23 protein-coding genes are annotated in these 24,664 nt (G+C 43.2%); 7 read left to right on the forward strand and 16 right to left on the reverse strand.

What is annotated here, in order from left to right; translation table 11 throughout:
- Nucleotides 1-38: 38 nt before the first annotated feature.
- The 5 genes from AB5706_RS00835 to AB5706_RS00855 all read right to left on the reverse strand — a co-directional run bounded on the left by AB5706_RS00835 (nucleotide 39) and on the right by AB5706_RS00855 (nucleotide 3,123).
- Nucleotides 39-173, reverse strand: coding sequence for a hypothetical protein (locus AB5706_RS00835; protein WP_368365655.1), 135 nt, complete (start codon nucleotides 171-173; stop codon nucleotides 39-41).
- Nucleotides 174-372: 199 nt separating this feature from the next.
- Nucleotides 373-1,353 carry an AAA family ATPase gene (locus AB5706_RS00840; RefSeq protein WP_368365656.1) on the reverse strand — a complete coding sequence of 327 codons (981 nt, stop codon included), beginning with the start codon at nucleotides 1,351-1,353 and terminating at the stop codon, nucleotides 373-375.
- A 100-nt stretch (nucleotides 1,354-1,453) separates the two neighbouring features.
- Complete coding sequence (locus AB5706_RS00845; RefSeq protein WP_118143265.1) at nucleotides 1,454-1,831, reverse strand: plasmid mobilization protein; 378 nt, start codon at nucleotides 1,829-1,831, stop codon at nucleotides 1,454-1,456.
- On the reverse strand, nucleotides 1,828-2,913 hold the full coding sequence (locus AB5706_RS00850; protein ID WP_368365657.1) for a tyrosine-type recombinase/integrase: 1,086 nt from the start codon (nucleotides 2,911-2,913) through the stop codon (nucleotides 1,828-1,830). The genes AB5706_RS00845 and AB5706_RS00850 overlap by 4 nt, the downstream gene beginning before the upstream one ends.
- A gap of 15 nt (nucleotides 2,914-2,928) precedes the next feature.
- On the reverse strand, nucleotides 2,929-3,123 hold the full coding sequence (locus AB5706_RS00855; protein ID WP_463671828.1) for a DNA-binding protein: 195 nt from the start codon (nucleotides 3,121-3,123) through the stop codon (nucleotides 2,929-2,931).
- Between the two features lie 188 nt (nucleotides 3,124-3,311).
- On the opposite strand from AB5706_RS00855, the gene AB5706_RS00860 reads away from it, so the two are divergent.
- From AB5706_RS00860 to AB5706_RS00870, 4 genes are read left to right on the forward strand one after another with little or no spacing between them, the layout of a single operon-like run.
- Nucleotides 3,312-3,620, forward strand: a complete 309-nt coding sequence (locus AB5706_RS00860; RefSeq protein ID WP_472515466.1) for a GNAT family N-acetyltransferase — start codon at nucleotides 3,312-3,314, stop codon at nucleotides 3,618-3,620.
- Nucleotides 3,621-3,626: 6 nt separating this feature from the next.
- The gene (locus tag AB5706_RS23030) at nucleotides 3,627-3,785 is read left to right on the forward strand and encodes a GNAT family N-acetyltransferase (RefSeq protein ID WP_472515467.1); all 159 of its coding nucleotides are present in this window, start codon (nucleotides 3,627-3,629) and stop codon (nucleotides 3,783-3,785) included.
- Between the two features lie 21 nt (nucleotides 3,786-3,806).
- Nucleotides 3,807-4,385, forward strand: a complete 579-nt coding sequence (locus AB5706_RS00865) for a helix-turn-helix domain-containing protein (RefSeq protein WP_368365658.1) — start codon at nucleotides 3,807-3,809, stop codon at nucleotides 4,383-4,385.
- Nucleotides 4,282-5,928 carry a hypothetical protein gene (locus AB5706_RS00870; RefSeq protein ID WP_368365659.1) on the forward strand — a complete coding sequence of 549 codons (1,647 nt, stop codon included), beginning with the start codon at nucleotides 4,282-4,284 and terminating at the stop codon, nucleotides 5,926-5,928. Before AB5706_RS00865 ends, AB5706_RS00870 begins: the two co-directional genes overlap by 104 nt.
- Nucleotides 5,929-6,009: 81 nt before the next feature.
- On the opposite strand, the gene guaA is transcribed toward AB5706_RS00870, so the two are convergent.
- The 11 genes from guaA to AB5706_RS00925 form a co-directional block, all read right to left on the reverse strand.
- The gene (guaA, locus tag AB5706_RS00875) at nucleotides 6,010-7,587 is read right to left on the reverse strand and encodes a glutamine-hydrolyzing GMP synthase (RefSeq protein ID WP_148462113.1); all 1,578 of its coding nucleotides are present in this window, start codon (nucleotides 7,585-7,587) and stop codon (nucleotides 6,010-6,012) included.
- Nucleotides 7,588-8,260: 673 nt separating this feature from the next.
- Nucleotides 8,261-10,486 (reverse strand): hypothetical protein, encoded by a 2,226-nt coding sequence (locus AB5706_RS00880; protein WP_368357187.1) that lies wholly within the window; start codon nucleotides 10,484-10,486, stop codon nucleotides 8,261-8,263.
- Between the two features lie 232 nt (nucleotides 10,487-10,718).
- A complete protein-coding gene (locus AB5706_RS00885) occupies nucleotides 10,719-11,339 on the reverse strand; it encodes a V-type ATP synthase subunit D (RefSeq protein WP_118579368.1) in 621 nt (206 codons plus the stop codon).
- Between the two features lie 17 nt (nucleotides 11,340-11,356).
- Complete coding sequence (locus tag AB5706_RS00890) at nucleotides 11,357-12,739, reverse strand: V-type ATP synthase subunit B (RefSeq protein ID WP_118579365.1); 1,383 nt, start codon at nucleotides 12,737-12,739, stop codon at nucleotides 11,357-11,359.
- Nucleotides 12,740-12,757: 18 nt separating this feature from the next.
- Entirely contained in the window at nucleotides 12,758-14,527 is a 1,770-nt protein-coding gene (locus AB5706_RS00895; protein WP_118579362.1) for a V-type ATP synthase subunit A, read from the reverse strand.
- Nucleotides 14,520-15,107 (reverse strand): V-type ATP synthase subunit E, encoded by a 588-nt coding sequence (locus tag AB5706_RS00900; protein WP_270413438.1) that lies wholly within the window; start codon nucleotides 15,105-15,107, stop codon nucleotides 14,520-14,522. The genes AB5706_RS00895 and AB5706_RS00900 overlap by 8 nt, the downstream gene beginning before the upstream one ends.
- A gap of 17 nt (nucleotides 15,108-15,124) precedes the next feature.
- Nucleotides 15,125-15,433: a V-type ATP synthase subunit F gene (locus AB5706_RS00905; protein WP_117851005.1), complete on the reverse strand. Its 309-nt coding sequence runs from the start codon at nucleotides 15,431-15,433 to the stop codon at nucleotides 15,125-15,127.
- Between the two features lie 2 nt (nucleotides 15,434-15,435).
- A complete protein-coding gene (locus AB5706_RS00910) occupies nucleotides 15,436-15,867 on the reverse strand; it encodes an ATP synthase subunit C (RefSeq protein WP_118579356.1) in 432 nt (143 codons plus the stop codon).
- A gap of 87 nt (nucleotides 15,868-15,954) precedes the next feature.
- Nucleotides 15,955-17,925, reverse strand: coding sequence for a V-type ATP synthase subunit I (locus AB5706_RS00915; protein WP_368365660.1), 1,971 nt, complete (start codon nucleotides 17,923-17,925; stop codon nucleotides 15,955-15,957).
- A gap of 18 nt (nucleotides 17,926-17,943) precedes the next feature.
- On the reverse strand, nucleotides 17,944-18,987 hold the full coding sequence (locus AB5706_RS00920; RefSeq protein ID WP_118579353.1) for a V0D/AC39 family V-type ATPase subunit: 1,044 nt from the start codon (nucleotides 18,985-18,987) through the stop codon (nucleotides 17,944-17,946).
- A complete protein-coding gene (locus AB5706_RS00925) occupies nucleotides 18,987-19,307 on the reverse strand; it encodes a hypothetical protein (RefSeq protein ID WP_118579350.1) in 321 nt (106 codons plus the stop codon). The genes AB5706_RS00920 and AB5706_RS00925 overlap by 1 nt, the downstream gene beginning before the upstream one ends.
- A gap of 503 nt (nucleotides 19,308-19,810) precedes the next feature.
- Here AB5706_RS00925 and trmB point away from each other — a divergent pair.
- From trmB to AB5706_RS00940, 3 genes are all read left to right on the forward strand, one after another.
- Nucleotides 19,811-20,464: a tRNA (guanosine(46)-N7)-methyltransferase TrmB gene (gene trmB / locus AB5706_RS00930; RefSeq protein WP_173716936.1), complete on the forward strand. Its 654-nt coding sequence runs from the start codon at nucleotides 19,811-19,813 to the stop codon at nucleotides 20,462-20,464.
- Between the two features lie 64 nt (nucleotides 20,465-20,528).
- The gene (locus AB5706_RS00935) at nucleotides 20,529-20,690 is read left to right on the forward strand and encodes a hypothetical protein (RefSeq protein WP_173719405.1); all 162 of its coding nucleotides are present in this window, start codon (nucleotides 20,529-20,531) and stop codon (nucleotides 20,688-20,690) included.
- 16 nt (nucleotides 20,691-20,706) lie between these two features.
- Nucleotides 20,707-24,192 carry a DEAD/DEAH box helicase gene (locus AB5706_RS00940; protein WP_368365661.1) on the forward strand — a complete coding sequence of 1,162 codons (3,486 nt, stop codon included), beginning with the start codon at nucleotides 20,707-20,709 and terminating at the stop codon, nucleotides 24,190-24,192.
- Nucleotides 24,193-24,664 lie beyond the last annotated feature (472 nt).

Here is a 24,664-nt window from a genome sequence, read left to right on the forward strand (position 1 = left end):
AAAAGCTGCCTTTGCGCCCTGCCGGGGGCTTTTCCGTCCTACGGACGGGGCGGCTGTTGCCGCCGCTTTACTTCCGCCGCTATAGCTTTTCGGATAGCCGAAAGTACATTTTCTATCGTATATTCATCCCATCCGGCAAGCCATATCAGCGTCCACATTTCTGCCTCAGTCAATTCTATATCTCCGAATATTTCATTGAGTTCGGCAATCCTCCGGGCTTCACTCTCGTAGAAATATTTGTTCACGTTCTGGCTGTCGTATCATATTCGCCCTCCTTTTCAAGACCGCAACAACGCAAGGTCTATATCTTTTGCAACCTTGCAGACACCAAGCCCGCAAATTCTATATACTCTGTATTGTTGCGCTGTTGCCTTATTCCGGCTTGATTTTATCCAGTTCCCAATACCACGAATTGTTTATCCGCTTTGCTCTGATACTCAATTCCTTTTTCGCATTTTCAAGCGTCCGTCTAGATATACCCTGTTCCTCTGCAAGATTGAAAATCTCATTACTCTGCATGGCATTGTTTGTTTCTGCCACTTCCCGGAGCAGACGCTTCGCCTGTTCTAGCTTATTCGCTTTCGGAGCGATACCGCCCAACACTTCATCGGCGGTAATCTCATAATCTCCGAGCCAGTGAAAACCGTCCTCCGACAACTCAAAGGCTTTCGGGTGCCCAAACGCCGCCAGATTGTTTTTTATCTGGACTACCGCCCTTATATTCGCTTCGCCCTCCACTCTGCCGACCAGCAGGACGCTCCTTGCCACCGCAAAGAAATCAATGGAACCCATGCCCCGATATGCTGCCTTATTTCCAGCCGCTTTGTTCATGTGCCCTACAAGTACAATGGCACATTGATATTTCTCCGCCAGAGTCGCCAGCTTCTTTGTCATATCCCTTGCTTCATTTGCCCGGTTCATATCCATACCGCCGCCGAGATACGCCTGTATCGGGTCTAAAATCAGTAACTTCGCCTTTGTCCTTATGACTGCTTCTTCTAGACGTTCATCTATCATGGAAAGTGATTTTATGCTCTCGTCAATGGCGGAAATATTTTCACAATTTGCTCCTGCCGCTTCCAAACGGGGCTTAACCGTATCTGCAAGCCCGTCCTCCGCACTCTGGTAAATCACATTCAGCGGCTCCGTCAGTTTCATTTTGCTGTCCAGACCCTCGCCTTTTGACAGCTTCGCCGCTATGTTCAGCACAAGCGTTGTCTTACCGTCCCCCGGATCGCCTTGTACAATCGTCAGCTTTCCATAAGGGATAAACGGAAACCACAGCCACGCCACCTCCTGCGACTGTATCTCCGACATTTTAATCATCTGTAATTCTGTTCTCGTTCCTGCCATAATGTCCTCCGTTTTTGAAAAATTCGTTGTCACCGGAAGAAACCTCTGCTATACTTGAATTGTGATTGTTGATAACAGAGGTTTTCCAGTTATCACAGCCCTAACAGTTGCCGCTGTCAGGGCTTTTTTCTTCGCCTTGCCACAGATACCTTGCACCGTCCAACATCCAAAGAATTGCTTTCAGCATATCTTCATAGGCTTCCCGCAAATCTCTGATTTCTTCGGAAGTAATCCCCGGCTTTTTGCCATCAATTTGCTCCGCCAGTTCCACCAGCCGATTCTCCATTTCCTGCAACCGTTCCACAATCTGATAAACTGTTTCTTTCTTGCCTACCACGCACACCCGGTTATAAATGCAGGAACGGACAAAATAATCTTTTTTCTTCATGCCGCTTGTGAAAATCTTTGCTTCGATTTCTTCCCTCTCTCTCGGAGAGATACGGAAACTGATTGTCGGATATTTGTGTGTGCCGCTCATTCCTCTGCGCCCTCCTTAAATTCTTCATCCAGCAATTTTGCCATTTGTGTCTGTTCCGTCGGGAACATATGAGCATAGCGATAAGTAATATCCACGCTTTCATGCCCCACCCTATTTCCGATTGATACCGCCGAAAATCCCATGCTGATAAGCAGTGATACATGAGAATGTCGCAAATCGTGGATTCTAATGCGTTTCACTCCCGCTTTTTCCGCCCCTCTTGTCATTTCATGGTGCAGAAAGCTTTTTGTCAGATGAAAGATACGGTCAGTGGGAAGAATCCCGTACAATCTGCCGATATAATCTTTCAGTTCTTCACATAAGAAATCCGGCATACTTACATTTCGTTTGCTTTTCGGAGTCTTTGGGTCTGTAATTACATCTTTACCCTCCAATCGCTGATAAGATTTTGTTACCCGAATGACTTTGTTATCAAAATCAATATCCTGCGGCGTGAGAGCTAACAGTTCGCCCACTCGTAAACCGCACCAGTACAATATCTGAAACGCATGATAGGAATATGGTTTGTCCTTTACCGCTTCAATGAATTTCAGATATTCCTCTTTTGTCCAGAACAGCATTTCCTCCGCTTTTCCCTTTCCCAGTGACCCCGCCTTTACAACAGGATTGCTTTTCAGTTCATAGAACCGTACCGCATGATTAAATAGTGCGCTCAATTCTGATTGCAGAGTTTTCAAATAAGTCGGAGCATAGGGCTTTCCTTTTTCATCACGATAGGAAATCTGTTCATTCTGCCACTGGATAATATCTTTCGGACGAATATCACGCATTTTCTTGTCCTTGAAATAGGGCAGCAGCTTTGTCCTCAAGATATGCTCTTTTGTCAGCCAGGTATTGTGTTTCAGCTTCGACTTCATATCTCTTGTATATGCCTGAACAAATTCCTCGAAAGTCATATCCAAGTCAGCCGCTTCTTTCATACGGAAATGCCGTTCCCAGTCTGTTGCTTCCCGTTTGGTCTTAAATCCCCTCTTAACTTTCCGGCAATTCTTACCAGTCCAGTCATAATAGTGAAAGGACACATACCATGTTCCCCGCTGTTCGTCTTTGTACGCCGCCATAATCTCACTCCTTTCCTAATTCGCCTGCGCCATGCCATAAAATTTTTCTTCATAGTATTTTCTGCTCACTCGTCCGGCGATTGTGATAAAACCTTTTGCTTCCAGTTCTTCGTTCATCTGCCGCACCAGCTTATAAGCAAATGGTTTGGAAATGCCTAAGTCCTGCGCCACTTCTCCGGCCGTTACAAATAAATCATTTTTCAAATACACGTCCTCCTTATAGCTTTTTTGTTAAATCCCATATTTGCAGTATACTTAACATTTATGTTATTGTCAATAGCTTATTTGTTAGACTTATCTTTTTTATTAAATTTAGCATTTCTGATAAGTCGTTATTGCTCTATTATTTCATATATGCTACAATATAAAAAACAGCAAAAGCTTAAAAAGGGGAAGTTATGAACTATACAATCCGGACAATGAAAAAGCAGGAATTTCCATTGCTTGAAGATTTTTTATATGAAGCAATCTTTATTTCAGAAGGTATGGAAGTTCCACCCAGAAGTGTTATTTCCTTACCAGAGTTACAGACTTATATTAAAGATTTCGGACTATTAAAAGATGATTTTGCGTTAGTTGCAGAAATAGAAAAACAAATCGTTGGTGCTGTTTGGGTACGCATTATCAATGATTACGGACACATTGACAGCAGCACTCCCTCTCTTGCAATTTCTCTCTATAAAGACTACCGAAAACATGGAATATGAATTGCCATGATGAAAGAAATGCTGAATTTGCTTAGAAATCATGGATATAAAAGTGTTTCTCTTTCTGTCCAAAAAGCAAATTATGCTGCCAAAATGTATCAAAAATTAGGATTTAAAATTGTAAATGAAAATAAAGATGAATGGATTATGATATGCCATTTATAGATTTCAGAAAGGACATAGATTATGTTACTAGGAGAACGAATAAAAAAAATCCGCACATTCCGAGGACTGACACAACGGGAATTAGGCTTAAAGCTAGGATATGAAGAACGCAATGCTGATGTTCGTGTAGCCCAATATGAATCCGGCTATCGGGTTCCCAAAAAAGATACACTCATAGAAATTTCTAAAATTTTGAACGTCAATTATATAAACTTTGTTACGGAAGTTCCTGGCTGCGCCGAAGATATTATGCAAACTTTCTTCTGGCTTGACGAGGACAACCGCAATGCTTTTCATCTGTTCCAGCTTGTCCGCAATCCTGGCAAGTGCAATTCCTTCGATGATAAGTCTGTCCGATATAATGATACTGATGAATGGCCCGCTCATGCCCCTGTCGGTATGTGGATTGATTACGGTCTGGTAAATGAATTTCTGCGTGAATGGTGTCTGCGGAAAGAACAACTAAAAAGCGGAGAAATTTCAGAGGACGAATATTTTGAATGGAAAATCAACTGGCCTGCTTCCAGCAGCAGCGTTGATGAACAGGGAAATGACAAGAAAAATAACAGTTATGATTGGAGAAAATATAATGGATTATAATAATATTTATAATTTTAAAAACCCTATTCGGCATTTTATAAATATAGACAATATAATTTTCCCAACAAGTCCAGCTTCCATAGACATTGATGATACTTGTTGGACAAAACCTATCAAATTTACCATACGAAAAAATGATAATAGCTTTCGCACCTTGAAGCTTCCCAATATTATTTCTTTAACTTGTGCTTATGAACATTTTAAAACATTTCCACACTTTGATGATCCGCAACAACTTGACACTTCTCATAAACGATTATCTGTTCGATTAAATACAGGGGATTTTGCGATTGGGGAATATGATGTTCAATTAGAAAATGACTTTGAAGAGCTATGTGTCTATGACAATCTAATCAAATTAGATATAAAGGAATTCTATGGGCGATTATATACTCACTATTTAGATTTTAATGGCTTACCTGACCGCTATATTACAAATATGAATTTTGGAGCTACAAACGGCTTGATTATGGGTAACTATTTATCTCTATATTTTGCTGAACAACATTTAACAAAAATAAGTTATGTTCTTGAAAATGCGCTTGTAGAGCAAAATATCGTTTGTGATTTTACATATTTTTCCGATGATTTTTATTTCTTTTGTAACAAAGAGGACGTAAGTAAAATAATCCAAATATTTTATTCTGTTTTAGATCAATTCGATTTGCAAGGAAACGAAAACAAATATGAAATATGGGATTATGAAAAATTTAATTCTTATAATGTAATTGCAAGATATTGGAAAAAATTAATTGCACATTGTAATACACATTACAGCAGCGAAAGTTCGCAAAATAAATTGGTTTTTATAAATCAAATTGTGTACCGTATATCTCAATTATACGATGAAAAGCAAAAAAGAGTATTTATTAACAACTTTTTTAAAACAAAGTATTTCAGAACACTAAATTTAGAAAAATTCATCACAAAAGAATATGACTACCATCAATTATGTTATATTTTTAGAACTTCTCCAGAATCACTATTATATTGTATTGACAAGTTTCGCTATATGAATAACTTTGATAAAAATAAAGTAAAGAAATTTTTCAAGATACGGTTTAAGGAATCCCTAAAAACTTCGTTTCATGAAGAACAACTATACTATTTTTATGCAATTGGTGAATTAGGGTTTACAGATATATTAGCAGAAAATACTGAATTAGTTTTGTGTTCAAAAAATCAAGTGCTAATTTCATATTATCTTAGCATTCACTTATTTTCTGAACAGGATATTAATACTTTAAAGAATAACACAGATGAAGCATATTGGTTTCAAAATTATCATTTAATTCTATACACCCCTAATTTGTTAACAGATTTAGAAAATAGTATATTATCCTATCTAATTCCAGAAAAATGTCGTCCCGTACCAAACGAAAAATCATCTGCTGTCAGGCGCAGAACAACCTATATGGAATTTTATAAAGAAAACTTATCTAACGGAAAAGCACTTATTCAAAATATAAATGATATAGAAATTGCTATCCATGAATATCTAGATCTAAGATTTGAAGAAGAAGAAAATCTATTTTTTCAATAAAACAGGTATCAAAAAGGTATCACGCCACATACTAAGAGCCAGGAAGTCCGCTGTTTATGCGGCTTCCCGGCTCTCTGTTTACTATTCAAACTCAATCGTTCCCGGTGGCTTACTGGTCAGGTCGTAGAATACGCGGTTAACTCCCTTAACTTCATTAATAACACGATTCATAACCCTGTTCAGTACTTCATACGGAATCTCTGCGGACTCTGCTGTCATAAAGTCAATCGTCTTCACTGCTCGAAGTGCCACCGCATAATCGTATGTTCTGAAATCGCCCATAACGCCTACGCTTCGCATATTGGTAAGAGCTGCAAAGTACTGGTTCGGCATCCAGGATGGTTCTTTGCCGTTCTCAATTTTATAAGCTTCTGCTGCCTTATCAATTTCTTCACGGTAAATGAAATCAGCATCCTGCACAATGCGAACTTTCTCTTCAGTAACTTCGCCGATAATACGGATTCCAAGTCCCGGTCCCGGAAATGGCTGACGGAATACCAGCTTCTCTGGAATTCCAAGCTCCAGTCCTGCTTTGCGGACTTCATCTTTGAAGAGGTCACGAAGCGGCTCAATAATCTCCTTGAAGTCTACGAAATCAGGAAGTCCGCCTACATTGTGATGAGACTTGATCACTGCAGACTCTCCGCCAAGACCACTCTCTACCACATCTGGATAGATGGTTCCCTGCGCAAGAAAATCAACAGCACCGATCTTCTTAGCCTCTTCTTCAAAGATACGGATAAATTCCTCACCAATGATCTTACGCTTCGCTTCCGGCTCAGTAACTCCCGCAAGTTTATCATAATATCTCTGCTGTGCATTCACACGGATAAAATTCAGGTCAAACTGTCCATTAGGACCAAATACACCCTCAACCTCATCGCCCTCGTCTTTACGAAGAAGGCCATGATCTACAAACACACATGTCAGCTGCTTGCCAATAGCTCTGGAAAGAAGTCCTGCTGCTACAGAAGAATCAACACCGCCAGACAGTGCCAGAAGGACTTTGCCGTCGCCCACTTTCTCACGGATTTCTTTAATTGTATGCTCAACAAATGCATCCATCTTCCAGTCTCCGGCACATTCGCATACACCAAGTACGAAATTGGATAACATCTTCTTTCCTTCTACTGTATGGAGAACTTCCGGATGAAACTGGATCGCATACAGTTTCTTCTCCGCATTCTCGGCTGTAGCCACTGGACAGTCTGCTGTATGTGCAGAAATCTCAAATCCTGGTGCTGCTTGGGAGATATAGTCTGTATGACTCATCCAGACAATTGTTTTCTCTGATACTCCTTCAAAAATTCTGGAGTCTTTTTTGTCAACCAGCAGCTCTGTTTTGCCGTATTCACTTACATCTGCTTTCTCAACTTTACCGCCGAGAACATGCATCATAAGCTGTGCACCGTAGCAAAGCCCAAGCACCGGAATACCAAGTTCGAATAATTCTTTCTGGTAAGTCGGTGAATCAGCTTCGTAACAACTGTTCGGTCCACCGGTAAGAATGATTCCCTTTGGATTCATGGCTTTGATCTTCTCAAGATCGGTCTTGTAAGAATAGATTTCACAATATACATTACATTCTCTGACACGTCTTGCAACCAGCTGATTGTACTGACCACCAAAATCAATTACAATAACTAATTCTTTCTTCAAGGTTTTCCTCCTGTTTTTCCCTATAAATTCTCATTGGAATCGTTACTGTTCACGCTGGAAAATCTCCGGTAAACAATAACCTTGAATCTTCTTTCCATTATAAATGAGTATTACAACTTTTACAACGACTAATTTTCTTAGCTGAATAAAATTTTCAATATATCGTAGATAGATTTTATCACCATGAAGTTGGGTTTAAATGCACAGCTTTTTCATACTGTATATTCCTAAGCCGGTCACTTCAGGTGCGTTCCAGTTTATAAGTTCTTTAGATTTTCCTCATATATTTTTCAATTTGTCCTCACAGATTCATCACAAATTCCGCGTATATTAATAAACAAATAAAGCGAAAGCTTTTTTACATAGATTATAAATATACTTTTTCTTTTTCATACTTGCCGGGCCAAAAGGTCCGGCCCTCCTTCTTTTAGGAGAATTTTCGGAAGTTGCTTACGTCGGAGAATTCGAATTTGATTTTAAATTTAACATAAAAAATCTCGGTCTTTAGAAAAGAACTGTCTTGATACTTCTTTTCTGACCGGGATTTTTATAATTCAGGTTCACTCTTCTTTTAGCGAAAAAACACTGAGCCACAATAAAGTGTAGCCCAGTGTTTTTTCTTATAACTCATCAAGCCCATAATCTTCAAATTGGAGAGTTTCTTTATCCAATTTTAAAGCTGATCCGGTTTCTCAATTGTATAAACACTCTGATCCTGGATCGCCGTTGCTCCGGACAGATCTGCTGTGTCGCTGTAGGAACCAGTTGTAATGGTGTACTCGCTGTCGCCCTGTACATACACAGTTCCGTCTGTACCCTGAATTGTTACAGTTTTTCCATTACTATCTACAATTGTTCCCTCATTTTCCAGAGATGAGACAGTACTGTCGCCAATTACAGTCCAGGTGGAATCTGCGCTTACATAAACGTTACAGTATCCCTCTCCGCCTTCGCCTGCATAACTCTCATCATCTACAACTGCACCTGTCAGGCTGCTGCCATCTGTGAGATAAAAATCCAGATCACTGATAGAATCCCAGATCACATTTCCTTGCATATCCTGACTAATACCGGTAAAGTGGCAGTCAGCTCCGTTTGCTCCAGACTGTCCCCATCCTCTCTGGTTGGTATTACCTGTACACTGCAGGAAAAACTCATTCTCGTCGTTATAGTTAATATCTACATTATTTAAAGTAATTGTACTCTCTGTATTGGTTGTATAGAATACACCGCCGTTCTCAGAAGTCAGGCTGCCTCCATCCATCTGAAAAGTACTGTTTCCGACCTCAGAATCACCAGACATGCTCTGGTAAAGGATTACAGTCCAGGTATTATCATTCTGATCCAGATCACTCATATTTCCTGTCAAGTCACAATCATAAAGGTGAATAGAATTCAGACCTTCGATACAAACAGCCTCTGAACCATTTGCTGTCAGAGTTGCATTGCTTACCGCAATATCAGCTGTACTGTAAATAGCCGGGGAACCAACGCCATTGGAAACATAGTTTCCGCCATCAATCACCATTGTTCCGCCGCCTCTGTCACTTCGGATTGCTGCAGACGACTCACCATTTGTCTCCACATCCAGATTCCATCCGTAAAGAGTACCGCCGCCAGCTACATGAACACCGCCTGATGTATCCTGGGCAGTTTTTACAGTTGTATCAGATGCATATACAGTTCCATCTCCATATGCAAAAAGCCCTGCACCGCCAGCTGCATCTGTAGTCACACTGCCATCTTTCACATAAGCAGTACCGTCTGTTGCCAGAACTGCTGCGCCTACGCCATAGAAGCTGGAATTGTCTCCGCCCTGGCTGTCTGCAGAAGTTCTTGTAATCGTATCATTATCAAGTGTTACGTTTGCTCCGGAAGAAATCAATGCTGCATTCTCGTCAGTTCCTGTTGACTCAATTGTCTCATTTGATACAGTTGTATCTTCTATATACTCATTTACCGCAGTATAGCTGTCCACACCCTGAGACTGTCCACCAGGACCTCCCTGACCCGGAGCACCTTGACCATCACCACCAGGACCTCCCTGGCCACCCATTTCCATGGACATTACTGTAATGGAAGCTGCATTTCCATCTTCATCTAACGTGACAGAAACGGTATCGCCCTCCTGAATATCAGAAAGTGAAATTTCCTCAGCCTCTGCAGACTGTCCATTTTCCTCTGGAGCACCGCCATCCCGAGCATCCCCGTCTGGTTTCTCCGGTGCTTCTCCATCAGAAGAATCTGCGCTCTGGTCATCTCCTTCCGACTTCTCCGGTGCTCCGCCATCAGAAGAATCTGCGCTCTGGTCATCTCCTTCCGGTTTCTCCGGTGCTTCTCCATCAGAAGAATCTGCGCTCTGGTCATCTCCTTCCGGCTTCTCCGGTGCATCGCTATTCTGTCCATCTCCGCCAGGCTGCATGCCGCCCGCCTGTTTTGTGATCACAGTATCTGCAGTAACCGTAATCGTCTGCTCCTCACCAGTCAGATCCAACATAGAAGGCGCCTCGCCATCCTGATTGTCACCTTCTGGTTTCTCAGGCGCCTCTCCGTCCTGGTCACTCGGCGCTTCGCCACCCTGACTATTCGGTTCTCCGCCGTTCTGACCATCATCACCAGGCTGTCCCATCTCCTTCATAGTCCCAACTGCAATGGTAATCTCAGAATCGGAAACTGAAACCGACTTAACCTCACCAAGTACCACATTCTCCTGACTCTCCTGATTCTCCTGACTCTCGTCACTACTCTCACCCGAAGCATCCGCCTCAACACTTTCATCTGTTGTATCTACTGCATCTGCAGCCGCCTCGGTCTTACTGTCCTCAGCATAAACCATCGTCGGTACAGAAGTAGTTGCTACCATAATTCCCATTAAAACTGCCACATATTTACGTTTCATACCCATTTAATTCCTTTCTGTATTTGCCTTGTTTTGTGTTCCTTATGGCTAATAATATACAGACAAAATGTGTTCAACAAATGGGCATTATGTGTTCATTCTATGGGGAATCTCGCAAGAAACTGTGAATTGATGTCTCATAAGCTGCGAAGCAGCATTCGGTTATGAGCAAGCAGCGAAGCGGACCTGGAATATCCGCTTGACCATACATATAGAAAAAAAACAGGGTGCCTCATGCACCCTGCTTCATCCTCTTAATAACTTTTAATCGCGTAAATTCCTCACGCTCTTTCTCCTCCAAAGCATTGGAAATATCCTTGGTCAGAGCCTCGAACTTCGGAATCGTAATATTCTTCAGCGCATTCGCCCTCTTCTGAGTCTTCTTAATATTACTAGCCAGCCGAATCGCCGAATTCTCAATCATAGACAGCTTAATGGAAAGCTCCTTCACCCTCTCAAAAGCCGCCTTCGCCTCATCCAGAGACATCTTCGTACTATAATAAGCATATGTCGGCACATTTCCCGACTTATCATACTCCACCAGCGGAATCTCCGTACCCATAACACTACGTGTCTTAATACGAATAGAATTCTCCACCGGCACCGTATGGGAAATCTGATCCACAAACGCGATACCCATCTCCATATTCGCTTTCTGCAAAGCCTCATACGCAGTCCGGAACGTCTCATCAATCTGTCCCTGGATATCCTTCGCCTGATCAACCAGATTCATCATCTCACGAATCAGAATATTACGCTTCTTATCCATCAGTTCATAACCCTGACGGGAAAGAGCAAGTGAATTCTTAGCCAGAATTAAATTACCCTTGGTAGGAAAGGTATTCGGATCCATTCAAGTCACCTCACTCTTTATTTGGTAGTCTCGTGATAATACTGATCCAGAATCTTGGTATCAATACGGTCAAGCTCATCCTTCGGAAGCATACCAAGAAGCTCCCAGCCCTTATTCAGAGTATCGATAATACTTCTGTTCTCTGTATCTGTCTGACCGACAAACTCAGCCTCAAATGCCTTACCAAACTGAAGATACTTCTTATCCAGAGGAGAAAGCTCATCCTCACCAATAACAGAAGCAAGGGCTCTCGCATCTCCAACCTTTGCATAACAGGAAAACAGCTGGTTGGCAACGTCCTGATGGTCCGCTCTTGTGAAGCCCTCACCAATACCATCCTTCATCAGACGGGAAAGAGACGGCAGAACATTGATTGGCGGGTAAATACCCTGTCCATGAAGCTGTCTGTCCAGAACAATCTGACCCTCAGTAATGTAACCGGTAAGGTCAGGGATCGGATGGGTAATATCATCATTAGGCATGGTCAGAATCGGGATCTGTGTAACAGAACCTGTACCACCGGAAACAATACCTGCACGCTCATATAAAGTAGCAAGCTCACTGTAAAGATATCCAGGATAACCTTTACGGGAAGGAATCTCACCTTTGGAAGAAGAAACCTCACGCATTGCCTCACAGAAAGAAGTAATATCTGTAAGAATAACCAGAATATGCATACCTTTTTCAAAAGCAAGATACTCTGCTGCAGTCAGGGCGATCTTCGGAGTCAGAAGACGCTCAACAGTAGGGTCATTTGCCAGGTTCAGGAACATAACAACGTGATCGGAAGCACCGCTCTCCTCAAATGTTCTGCGGAAAAACTCTGCAACATCATACTTAACACCCATTGCCGCAAACACAATGGCAAAATTCTCATCAGAATCAGCGCCCAGAGAAGCCTGACGCACGATCTGTGCAGCCAGCTTGTCATGAGGAAGACCGTTTCCAGAGAAAATCGGAAGCTTCTGTCCACGAATCAGGGTGGTCAGACCATCAATTGCGGAAATACCGGTATTGATATAGTTACGCGGATACTCACGGGTAACCGGGTTCAGCGGCAGTCCGTTGATGTTCAGGCTGACCTCCGGTGTGATCTCACCAAGACCATCGATAGGCTGTCCAATACCGTTAAAGGTACGTCCCAGGATTTCCGGGGAAAGCCCGATTTCCATAGGATGACCACTAAGACGTGTATGAGTGTTTCCAAGGGACATATTATCTGTACCCTCGAAAACCTGAATTACTGCTTTATCTTCGTATATTTCAATGATACGGCCAAGCTTTTCGGTACCGTCATCCATACGGAAGGAGACGATTTCCTCATAGGAAGCGTTTTTAACGCCTTCCAGAACTACAAGAGGGCCGTTTATTTCACTAAGGCCTAAATATTCGATTGCCATAAAAAACTTACCTCCCTATCAGCCGTTTCTCTCTAATACGTTATCGTAGAATCTGTCGATGTCAGCCTTATACTGGTCAAACATCTCAGGTTTGTTATTCGGAACATCATATTTGATAGCAATGACACGCTCAAAAATATTATCCTCCTTCAGTACGGAAACCGGCATTCCCTGATTTACAAGGGAGCGGCACTTCTCGTACAGATAAAGGATGATCTCCATCATATTGAACTGCTTGCTCATCGGTACACAGGTATCCTCTGCATGGAACGCATTCTGCTGAAGGAATCCAAGACGGATAACCCTTGCAATCTCCAGAGTCAGCTTCTGGTCATCCGGAAGAACATCACTACCGATCAGCTTAACGATTTCCATCAGGGAACTCTCCTGGTTCAGAATCGCCATCAGCTGATTACGGTCGCTTACAAATTTAGCAGAAACATTATCTCTGTACCATGGGGTTAAATCCTCCAGGTACTCACTATAACTTGTAAGCCAGTGGATAGCCGGGAAATGACGGGCATAAGCCAGAGATTTATCCAGTCCCCAGAAACAGCGGACGAAACGCTTTGTATTCTGTGTAACAGGCTCGGAGAAGTCACCACCCTGTGGGGAAACTGCACCGATGATGGAAACAGAACCCTCTGTTCCATTTAAGTTCTGCATCATACCCGCTCTCTCATAGAAAGCGGAAAGCTTGGAAGCCAGATAAGCCGGGAAGCCTTCCTCTGCAGGCATTTCCTCCAGACGTCCGGATAACTCACGAAGAGCCTCAGCCCAACGGGAAGTGGAGTCTGCCATGATGGCAACGTCATAACCCATGTCACGATAATACTCAGCCAGTGTAACACCTGTATAAATAGAAGCCTCACGGGCTGCAACAGGCATGTTTGATGTATTGGCGATCAGAGTGGTACGGTCCATCATCAGGTTTCCGGATTTCGGGTCGATCAGTTTACTGAAATCCTCCAGAACCTGTGTCATCTCGTTTCCACGCTCACCACATCCAATATAGATAATGATATCAGCGTCAGACCACTTTGCGATCTGGTGCTGTGTCATAGTTTTTCCAGTACCGAAACCGCCAGGAATCGCTGCTGTACCACCCTTTGCAATTGGGAAAAGGGTATCCAGGATACGCTGTCCGGTTACAAGCGGCACGCTTGCAGGGAAACGCTTGTAGGTAGGTCTTGGCACACGGATCGGCCATTTCTGCGCAAGTGCGATATCGCGCTCACTGCCATCAGAAAGACGAACCGTTACAATCGGGTCAAGGATGGTATATGCTCCGTCCGGAACTGCCTTGATAACCTCAGCCTCTCCAATTGTTGGCGGAACCATGGATTTATGAAGAATGGAAGCTGTTTCCTGAGTCTCGGCAATGATAGTACCTGCGCTTACCATATCTCCAACTTTAACAGTTACATGAACATCCCATTTCTTAGCAGTATCAAGGGAATCAACACTTACACCACGGGAAATATATTTTCCGGAGGATTTTGCGATCTCCTCCAGAGGACGCTGGATACCGTCGAAAATGTTATGAATGATTCCAGGTCCCAGAAGAACGGAAATAGCATCGCCTGTTCCCATTACTGTATCGCCTGGCTTCAGTCCTGTTGTCTCCTCGAAAACCTGTACGGTAGTCATGCCCTTTTTCAGACCAATGACCTCACCGACCAGCTTCTCAGGTCCAACATAAACCATCTCGGAAATCTTAAATCCCGGGTCGCCTTTCAGATAAATAACAGGACCGTTAACGCCGTAGATAATACCTGTTTTATTCATGGCTCAGCCCTCCGTCAAATTTGAATTCTTTTTTCAGCTTCTCATAAGCGCTCATGAAAGAATTGTCGATCAGGATATTTTTCGCCGGGATGGTAGCTTTGATACCGCCCATAAACGGCTCCTTGGAAAGCTCAACTGTAAATCCTGTCTTTGCAACGATAGAACGCTGTAATGCTGTATCTTCCGGGGAAAGATAGATGAAGATTTCATCATTTCCCGCAAATTCTCTTGCCTTCTGGATTCTTGTACAAAGATAATCCTGATATTCAGGGCTCTCCATAAAGTCCTCCAGATGATTCTTAACCTCTACAAAAAGCTCATTTCTAAGCTCATTCTGTTTGGCTGTCCAGTCACGTCTTAAAGTCAGCTGCTCAGCAGAAAGTGCCTTGTTTACCTCTCGGGTAGCATTTTCTGTCTCTGCCTTGATCTGTGCCTCGGCATCCATTTTTCTTGATTCTTTATGCTTTTCAAACATTTCTTCCAGACTCTTCTTATGTGCTTCCAGTGTATTCTCAGCCTCTGTCTGGGCTTCCGCAACGGAAGTGTCGTAGAAATGCTGCAGTTTTTCTTCAATTGTCATGCTTGGTCTTCTCCTGCCTATAACTTTAAGCCAATGGCTTCGTTAACATATCCGGTAATAAAATCAGGTTTGCGGCCTGTACCATGCCTGTCAGGGATTTCGATGATCAAAGGCGTTTTATGGTTCAGCTTTACATCGTCCACGATCTGGGGAAACTCCCTGCCGAATTTCTCGGTCAGGAGGAGAATCCCGATTTCCTTGTTGGCGATTGCTTTTTCCAGAGCGTCCTTCAGTTCGTCACGCTCATGGACTACCACGCCTTCCACACCTGCCAGTCTCATCCCTGTGCAGGTATCGATGTTGTCACTGATCAAAAACATTTTCATAATTATAATTTACCGATGATCATGAAGGAAATGATCAGACCGTAAAGAGCAACACCTTCGGCAAGACCTACGAAGATAAGGGATTTACCAAGAATGCTCTGATCCTCGCTGATTGCACCAAGAGCTGCACTTGCCGCACTGGCTACGGCAATACCACCACCAATACAGGAAAGACCTGTAACAAGAGCTGCTGCAATATATCCAAGACCTGTTGCAATACCTGCATCAGCGCCTGTTGCAGCCTGTACAGAAGAGCTTCCTGCAAACATAACCATTGCTGCTACTAACATGGTACCAAAGAAGAAAAATGCGTTTGTTGCGATTGTTGTTTTGTAACGTCCACGGCTCTTCTCGCCGATGAAATAATAACCAAATGGAACGATAATGCTTAATACAAGCGCTACTGCTAAAATAATCTGTGTCATAACTGTCATGATAATTGACCTCCTCGTGTTTTAACATTTGTAATGTCACTGCATTTCACAGAGACATTTGATAAATATTTCACTACCAGCGGCAGTTTACTTTGCCTCCGCGTCAGAACGGAACGGCTCGAATTTTCTTCCGCTTCCTTTGTAGAAACGGCTAAACATCTCGTAATACTCAAGTCTCAGTACCTGGATACCAACGATCAGACCCTCAAGACCGCATACGAAAATATTTCCGAGAACAATCACTACCCAGTTCGGGCTTCCGTTCTCAGCACCGGCCAGCATCAGTACAACCTGCATCATAGCTGCATGGCTGACTGCATAAGCTCCGATACGCACGAAAGAAAGTGTGTTGGAGAAATAGCTCAAAAGGACTTCGAACATCTCGAAAAATCCCTGAACAATAAACATTCCCACACCGCCTTCAAAAGCTGCCGGCTTCTTTTCCACAAGGTTTGTAAGAGGCTCTTTTAAGAACATTACAAGCAGCGGAAGGATAAACATAATGCAAAGAACAATACCGCCAGGAAGCTTATGGCCTGTCATGAACAATGCAATTACAATCACTGCGGATCCATAGAATACAAGGCCTGCAACAGAGTTGGTATCAAACCATACTTTCTCTGTATCCTTTGCTTTCAGGGAATTCATAATATTAAAAATCATGCACAGAAGAATGATTCCCATACCAAAGCCAATAGCGATAATAAATACGGTATTCAGTTTTCCGATAAAAGGCACATTCATCATGGCATCCATAGGCCTTAACCATACAGGCTCTATAATATCTTCAAATCCGAAGACGCTGCCGAACATGAAGCCAAAGAATGTGGAAAAGATACCTGCACAGCTGATGATTCCGGCAAGATCAATATGCTTGAATCTGTAAAGAAGATATCCGCCGATCAATAAAACCAGACCCTGTCCTGCATCTCCGAACATTGCGCCGAAAATAAAGGAATAAGTAATGGCGATAAACCAGGTTGGATCCATCTCTCCATAAGCCGGAAGGCCATACATTTTGGTGTACATTTCGAATGGCTTGAAAAGCTTGGGATTCTTCAGCTTGGTAGGCGGTGTCTTATGGGCATCCTCCTGCTCATTCTCATCAATCAGACAGAAAATACGTGAATCTCCGGAAATATCATTCTGGAAAGCCTTAGCATCCTTCTCTGTCATCCAGCCACAAAGGATATAAAATGGTTCCTTCGGCTTATAATCGACTGCTGCCTCTCCCTTATTGTCCCCATGTGTGCATGCTGCCAGTTTACGGATATCAAAGTTCCGTGAAAACTGGGAAAGTGTATGTTTGCAGGAAACAATGTCGGATGCATTTTTTCTAAAGAAAGCTTTTCTTGCCGCTTTGTTTGCATCAAGATCTGCAATTGTTTTCTTGTACTGCGCTTCAAGTGCTGTGTATGCAGCTCTGGCAGTTCCATCATACTGATCCGGTACAAAGATTTTTTCAAAGTGCATAGCAGAATATACGGCATGAATTCGCTGTGCTTCATGAACGGGAACAAAATAAATTCCCCAGATATAACGGTCATCTTCATCACATTTAATGAAAATCGTATCCAGATTATCATAAATGTATGTTTTAAATTTATCGAAATAATCTTTCTCGATCCGTCCAAAGCGATAATGGATATAACGCATTTTCAGGATTGACTGCACATCAAAGTCTACATTTCGGAAAGGATAGATGATACGAAGTGATTCTGCCAGAGAATCACGTTTCTCTTCCAGTTCCTGACGGGTCTTGTTAAGGACATCCGCTTCATCTTTGATCTGCTGTACGAAAGAGAGAGCTTTTTCGATTGGCAGCTTCTTCGCAGAAGCCTGCTCCGGGTTCTCAACCTCTTCATAGAAGCTTCCGACTGTGCTTAAAGCTTCTTTATAAGGATTGATTTCAAGATAAGGGGAAAGATTCTTCACATCTGTGAGCTCAGTAAGAGCATTCTCCAGATGAATCTCATACCGGCTGAGGTAATTATTTACAACTCGGTCGATATCCTCTCTTGGCCCGGTAATGCTGACAAATTTCATTTTCTCAATCACATTGCTACCTCCGGGTTACTAATTGTTGTGAACATAATGCATTGCCTCGTCCGGATCAACCTGGTAACGAACACACTCCAGTGCGATGGTCAGACGGTTTACCTCATGCTCTTTGTGGTAAAGATAAGAATACAAAACAGCTACTGAATAAGGATCCTTGCGAGCCTCTTTCTCAAGCACGGTACGGAGCAGACTATTATAAAGCTCCTCCATGGAGATCAGGTTCAGCTGCTGATATTTCCTGCCGTACCAGGTACGGGAAAAGATCTGCTCACCTTCTTCTTTGCTGGTAGCTTCCACCAGAGCTGTGATTTCTTCTTTCTTTAGTTTATAATTCACGGGAATCAGCTGTGCGTAGATGGCTGCCGGCTCCATTTTGTAATAACGCTTGGATCGCAGGATAAACTGCAGATTCAGCATATCAAACTTCTCACCATAAGCCTTGGTGATCTCGTCCAGATCGTTTCCCTTGAATAACTTTTTGCGGACACTCCAGATCTGATTAAAATAATAAAGATCAAGAGCCATTCCGTAGTCAAATAAAAGTCCATTGCCGTTCTCATATACGCTCTGAAGCGGAGCATAGAATTCATTGCCCTTCAGGGCTGTCATGAACTCATCCATATTTCCGGCACCTGCCACTCTGTCAATGTCCAGCTTGGAATGGTGCAGGAAAAAGTCGCGGTAAGGACTCATATCCACAGGATCGGTGCTTCTGTGATCAAAGAGATTTGTCATGATCTCTTTCAGAACACGGATTTCGTAGCGCTTGGAATAAAGTGCCAGGAACTTGCGCTGCTCCTTGTTTGCAAAATTGTAAATGCGGGAGAAATTTCCGAAAATGGATTTCTTCAGAAGCTTCTCGATCTCACCTCGGTGAAGATTATTCTCATCAAGGTCTGACCATGCTTTCGCATATTCCGGCGTTTTCTTCAAATAAGCGGCTACCTGTGGAACGTCCGAAAAGCGGACGATTTCCTGAAGCTGTTCATCTGTCACCAGATGACTGCTCATAGCGCGTATTTTCGTGGAAATTCCGCTGTAGGAAAGAACGCTTCCCATTACATCACTTCCTCCTGAATGATCTTTTCAAAAATTTCTCTGGAAAGGCGTTCGTGATTCTTCGCATAGTAAGCGTCCAGCTGACTTAAGGCAGCCTGAGTGTCTTCCCGCAGGGATGACAGGCGCTTATCCTTCTCACCCTCAAGATTCCGGCGAATTTCCTTAATCTGCTCTTCTGTCTGTTTCTCCAGCTGGGTGTCGAATTCCTTGGACTGCCTTTCCATCTCAGCTGAAAGAGCTTTCTTCTTCTGCAGTGCATCCTTCATAATGGTCTCTGCAGTTGTCTCTATCTCGGATAACTTACCGATTATCTGTTCCATTTTTCCCCTCCTTTTTCAAGTTTTAAGTATCTTACACCCATTTTGATGAAAATACCAGTCAAACTTTGCCTAAAATTTTCACAAAAATTCAATACAATTCCAGATGTTTTGACTAAAAATTAACGATCTTATCAATTCCTGTCATATCGAAATTTTATACTAGGTACACGTATTAATTATAAATAGGAAGAAAATGCATATTTATACAGAGTTCTCCCACATTTTTCCGTTTACTTTTCTTATTGACGCATTTCATATTCAGTCAAAATTAGTCAGTTTTTTCAATTAAAAGAACTTTGCGTTTTCCCCCTGACATAGAATGTGTTTGAAAAATCACGATATCAATATTATTGCGGAAAAGCAGGAAATCATGTATAGTAGTTTTGTTAAGAATGAATACAATTTCAGCTGATTCTGACAAGCATTTTTTACCACCCGGTAACCTTTTGCAAAGAGCCGGAATCAGTTTCATACAGCTATAAATATAATTACAGGAGGAACCTATGCGACTTAGAAATATACCAGGCGCCAAAGACGCAATTGCAGAAAGTATCTACGTGATCCAGAATCCCCAGGAGAATAAGGGAAACTGGGACAAGGTTTTCCCACAGAATCAGCCTGTCCATCTGGAGGTTGGCATGGGAAAAGGCCGCTTTCTTATGGATATGGCGAAGCTCCATCCGGAAATCAACTATATCGGAATCGAAATGTATGACAGCGTACTCCTTCGTGCCATTCAGAAGAAAGAAGCCCTTGCAGAAGAAGGACAGGAGCTTTCTAATTTAAAATTCATGCGCATGGATGCAAGACTTCTTCCCGAAGTTTTTGAAAAAGGCGAGGTTTCCAGAATCTATCTGAACTTCTCTGATCCTTGGCCAAAGGCCCGCCACGCTTCACGCCGTCTTACCTCCCGGGAATTTCTTGCCCGCTACGACAAGATTCTGAAAGAAGACGGAACCATCGAGTTCAAAACTGACAACCGCGGCCTGTTCGACTTTTCCCTGGAAGAAGTCCCGGAAGCCGGATGGAAGCTTGAAGCACATACCTTTGATCTTCATCACAACGAAGAAATGATGGTTGGCAATGTAATGACCGAATATGAAGAAAAATTTTCTTCTATAGGAAATCCTATCTGCAAGATGATCATTCGTCGTTAAATGTTTCACGTTGCTGTATTTCTTTTCATATTATAAGGAAGAAATATCTGGCAGGAGTTTTTATATGAAGCGAACCAGATCTTTGCAAAAATTTGCTGCTCAATTTGGCTATGAACATAAAAACAGAAGCAATCCCTTCTCCGGCATAAAGAAGCATGCCAACGAACTGTCCAAACTGCTGGACAGCATGTTTCCCAAGGACAAAAACGACAAAGAAAAATCATAAAAAGGAAGCCAAACAAATGAAAAATTCTCCGACAGAAGTGAAAAAGAAAGAAACGGAAGAGCGCAAACGTCAGGAAGAGCTGGAAAAACAAAAGCGTAACGAAACGTACCAGCTTCTTGGCGGTTCCCAGAATGACAGTGACGCAGACGACGATTCCTCATTAGACGGAAATATCCAACAGCTGGAAAATTACAGCTACTTTGACGGCGACAAAATTCTTGAATCCCTAAAGCTTGCCCCCAAAGACCGAAAAAACGGGGAAGCCATCTATCGCCAACAGAAAATGAATGTCACAGATATTTCCTGCGGCTACGACAGGATGAACGGTCAGCGCCTTGGCCAGATTGAAGCAACCTTCCAGACTGGCAGAGATATCTTCGGCGTCACCCTTCTTTTCTCTCACGAGGAAGTTACTTATGCAAGATGCGGATGCCCGGAATGCCACAGAAAATACTGGGGCTGGTATTCTGATAATTCCAGGTGCCAGTATACAGCTGCACTTGCCTTCTATATTCGTGATTATGTAAACCACAGCAATTTTTCGGATGCCACTGACATGAACGGAGACTATCTGCTGAACTCCTATCGCAGAGGACAGCTCAAAAATGGCCAGAAAGAAACACCGGCCCAGGTTTCTCCAAGCGTTTCCCTGATTCCAAGGCTGACTCAGAATGACAATAAACTTTCCGTTTCTTTTAAAGTGGGCACTTCCAAAATGTTCGTGGTAAAAAAACTGGATGACTTCTGCCGCCAGGTTCGCAACGGTGAGATCGTTCAGTATGGAACCAGCACCCAGATCAGCCACAAAACGCAGGATTTCACAGAGGAGAGCCGCAAATGGATCCGCTATATTGACCGGATCGTACGCGAGGAAGAGCAGTTCGTAGACAAAATCCAGAATTCCGGCATCTATTTGCCAAAGAAGTTTAATGTTGGCAATTCTCTGGATCTTTTTGGCTGGCGTCTGGACAGTTTTTACGACAATGTCGGCAGTGAGAAAATAGATTTTGAAGATAAAACTCCGGATGCAGCCCGTAAAAAAGCCCAGCTTCACTGCAAAACAGGGAATCCACGGATTTCCATACGGATTCTGGATGCCTCTAAGGATAAAAAGCAGTTTGACGGTGTCACAGTAAAGGGATACATCCCAGAGCTTTTTCAAGGTATGGACTCTTCATACTTTATCCAGGATGACAGCTTCTGCAAAACAGAACCGGCCTTTATGGAAAAGGTCCGTCCATTGACAGCGCTTTCCAGAAATGGAGAATTCCACTTCCAGATGGGACGTAATACATTGTCTAATTTTTATCACAATGTGCTGCCTCAGCTTCAGGAAGTGGCGGATATTACGGAGGAAAATCCGGAGAAATTCAGGCAGTACCTCACCCCTGAAGCGCACTTCGTATTTTATCTGGACATGGAAAACGATAACGTTATCTGCAAGGTAAGCGCCTTTTATGGAAAAAGGGAATTCTCTGTAGGAAAGCTTTTACTTCATGAGAACATCTCCCCGGACCAGCAGTTCCGTGATTTTCCTCTGGAAAACAGCATTCTGGATCAGACAATGGAATGGCTTCCTTACTATGATCCCGACTTTGACGTTCTTCACTGCAATCATAACGAAGAACTGAGCTATCAGATCATGGAATCCGGAACTGCCGCCCTCATGGAGCTTGGCGAAGTACGCTGCACCAACCGTTTCCGCAGCAGACACACCTTAAAGACTGTAAAGGTTTCCGTTGGTGTGTCCGTATCCGGCGGACTCCTGGATCTGAATATTTCCACGGATGATATTTCCAGCCAGGAGCTTCTGGATATCCTGAAAAGCTATCAGCTGAAGAAAAAATATTACAAGCTGAAAAGCGGCGAATTTGTCAATCTTCAGGAGCAGAACCTGGAAATGTTGGCAGAACTGATGAAAACCCTTCATCTCACCCCAAAGGAATTTGTCAAAGGAAAAATGCACATTCCGGCATACCGCACCTTATATCTGGATCAGATGCTGGAGAGCAACGAAAACATATATGCCAACCGCGACCGTCATTTCCGTGAAATCGTAAAAGGCTTCAAAACCATTAACGATGCCGATTTTGAAGAGCCGGAAAGCCTTTCCAGAATCATGCGAAAATACCAGAAGAACGGTTATAAATGGCTGCGTACCCTGGAAGCATGGAAATTTGGCGGAATTCTCGCCGATGATATGGGACTTGGAAAAACATTACAGGTAATCGCAGTTCTTCTCGCAGCAAAGCTTGAAGGCAAAACCGGCACATCTCTGGTAGTGGCTCCTGCTGCCCTTGTTTTTAACTGGGGTGAAGAGCTTGCCCGATTTGCCCCACAGCTGAAGGTTTCCCTGATCGCAGGAAGTCTGTCTGAGCGTCAGGCGAAGCTTCAGACATACTCAGATTTCGATGTTCTGGTCACCTCTTACGACCTTTTAAAAAGAGATATTGACCAGTATGAGGAAAAAGAATTTTTATACCAGATCATTGATGAGGCACAGTATATCAAGAATCACACAACAGCAGCAGCCAAATCTGTAAAGGTGATCCACAGCCAGACCCGCTATGCACTCACAGGTACACCAATTGAGAACCGACTCAGTGAGCTTTGGAGTATTTTTGATTATTTAATGCCAGGATTCCTCTACGGTTACGATACCTTTAAAAAGGAATTTGAAACTCCGATCGTAAAGAACGACGATGAGTCTGCCATGACCCGCCTTCAGAAAATGGTGTCCCCATTTATCCTTCGCCGTCTGAAAGAGGATGTGCTGAAGGATCTTCCTGAAAAACTGGAAGAAGTCCGCTACGTGAAGTTTGAGGATGCCCAGCAGAAGCTGTATGACGCCCAGGTTGTACATATGAAGGAAAAAATTGCCCAGCAGGACGAGGGCGAATTTAATAAGAGCAAATTGTGGATTCTGGCTGAATTGACGAAGCTGCGACAGATCTGCTGCTCTCCTTCTCTTTGCTTTGAAAATTATCGTGGCGAATCTGCCAAGGCTGAGAGCTGTATGCAGCTGATCCAGAGTGCTATTGATGGTGGGCACCGTATGCTTTTATTTTCCCAGTTTACTTCCATGCTGTCTCTTCTTCAGGCAGCACTGGAAAAAGAGGGGATTCCTTATTACATCATCACTGGGGAAACCTCCAAGCAGAAACGACAGGAGCTTGTGAAACAGTTCAATTCTGATACCACTCCTGTATTTCTCATTTCCCTGAAAGCAGGCGGCGTTGGACTGAATCTGACAGGTGCAGATGTGGTTATCCACTATGACCCCTGGTGGAATCAGGCTGTCCAGAACCAGGCCACTGACCGTGCCCACCGCATCGGTCAGACAAAGAAGGTCACGGTGTACAAGCTTATCGCCCGCAATACCATCGAAGAAAAGATCCAGAAGCTCCAGGAAGCAAAGCAGGATCTGGCAGAGCAGATCATCAGCGGTGATATGGGACAGCTGAGTGGTATGAGCAGGGAGGATATTCTGGAATTGTTGTAGGAAATAAGGTACTATTGCTATTTAGTGTGTTAAAAGTTGTTCAAGGCGGACGCATTCGGACAATGGTGATTGCTCACTCGCCGGCGCAACGCTCCAGCGAACTAACTGCTAACTGCGACTAAATCGTTCAGGAGAGCCTTCACGATTAAGTCTCCGTAAGCAATGGATTTCGCCTACGCTAAAACCGCGCCTGAAATGGCTCGCTAGAGCAATCACCATTGCCCGAATGCTGTGTACTGGCTGGGACTTATTTGTACACAGGAACTTTCAACAGGTGGGGAGGGGAAGTGACTGGTTTCCCTATACTGTATCGGAAACGAAAATTTATGGGAAACTTGCTGGAAATTAGCGGCTTTTATAATTTCTATGAAGTATTTGCACAATTTTTAGGCTGTTTTGCAAACAAAAACTTGACATATTATTTTATGTGTCTTCGATACCCCATTTAGATGGTTGATACTTCGCAGCTTTA

The sequence above is a fragment of the Ruminococcus sp. RTP21484sp1_RTP21277st1_D2_RTP21277_210401 genome, from assembly GCF_040924225.1.
In the GTDB taxonomy this organism is placed as follows: Bacteria; Bacillota; Clostridia; order Lachnospirales; family Lachnospiraceae; genus Blautia_A; species Blautia_A faecis.

Bases quoted from the DNA above. Each gene is read 5' to 3' on its own strand.
- AB5706_RS00840 (WP_368365656.1), bottom strand. From the start codon at position 1,353: ATGGCAGGAACGAGAACAGAATTACAGATGATTAAAATGTCGGAGATA.
- AB5706_RS00845 (WP_118143265.1), bottom strand. From the start codon at position 1,831: ATGAGCGGCACACACAAATATCCGACAATCAGTTTCCGTATCTCTCCG.
- AB5706_RS00850 (WP_368365657.1), bottom strand. From the start codon at position 2,913: ATGGCGGCGTACAAAGACGAACAGCGGGGAACATGGTATGTGTCCTTT.
- AB5706_RS00860 (WP_472515466.1), top strand. From the start codon at position 3,312: ATGAACTATACAATCCGGACAATGAAAAAGCAGGAATTTCCATTGCTT.
- AB5706_RS23030 (WP_472515467.1), top strand. From the start codon at position 3,627: ATGATGAAAGAAATGCTGAATTTGCTTAGAAATCATGGATATAAAAGT.
- AB5706_RS00865 (WP_368365658.1), top strand. From the start codon at position 3,807: ATGTTACTAGGAGAACGAATAAAAAAAATCCGCACATTCCGAGGACTG.
- AB5706_RS00880 (WP_368357187.1), bottom strand. From the start codon at position 10,486: ATGAAACGTAAATATGTGGCAGTTTTAATGGGAATTATGGTAGCAACT.
- AB5706_RS00885 (WP_118579368.1), bottom strand. From the start codon at position 11,339: ATGGATCCGAATACCTTTCCTACCAAGGGTAATTTAATTCTGGCTAAG.
- AB5706_RS00890 (WP_118579365.1), bottom strand. From the start codon at position 12,739: ATGGCAATCGAATATTTAGGCCTTAGTGAAATAAACGGCCCTCTTGTA.
- AB5706_RS00895 (WP_118579362.1), bottom strand. From the start codon at position 14,527: ATGAATAAAACAGGTATTATCTACGGCGTTAACGGTCCTGTTATTTAT.
- AB5706_RS00900 (WP_270413438.1), bottom strand. From the start codon at position 15,107: ATGACAATTGAAGAAAAACTGCAGCATTTCTACGACACTTCCGTTGCG.
- AB5706_RS00905 (WP_117851005.1), bottom strand. From the start codon at position 15,433: ATGAAAATGTTTTTGATCAGTGACAACATCGATACCTGCACAGGGATG.
- AB5706_RS00910 (WP_118579356.1), bottom strand. From the start codon at position 15,867: ATGACAGTTATGACACAGATTATTTTAGCAGTAGCGCTTGTATTAAGC.
- AB5706_RS00920 (WP_118579353.1), bottom strand. From the start codon at position 18,987: ATGGGAAGCGTTCTTTCCTACAGCGGAATTTCCACGAAAATACGCGCT.
- AB5706_RS00925 (WP_118579350.1), bottom strand. From the start codon at position 19,307: ATGGAACAGATAATCGGTAAGTTATCCGAGATAGAGACAACTGCAGAG.
- trmB (WP_173716936.1), top strand. From the start codon at position 19,811: ATGCGACTTAGAAATATACCAGGCGCCAAAGACGCAATTGCAGAAAGT.
- AB5706_RS00935 (WP_173719405.1), top strand. From the start codon at position 20,529: ATGAAGCGAACCAGATCTTTGCAAAAATTTGCTGCTCAATTTGGCTAT.
- AB5706_RS00940 (WP_368365661.1), top strand. From the start codon at position 20,707: ATGAAAAATTCTCCGACAGAAGTGAAAAAGAAAGAAACGGAAGAGCGC.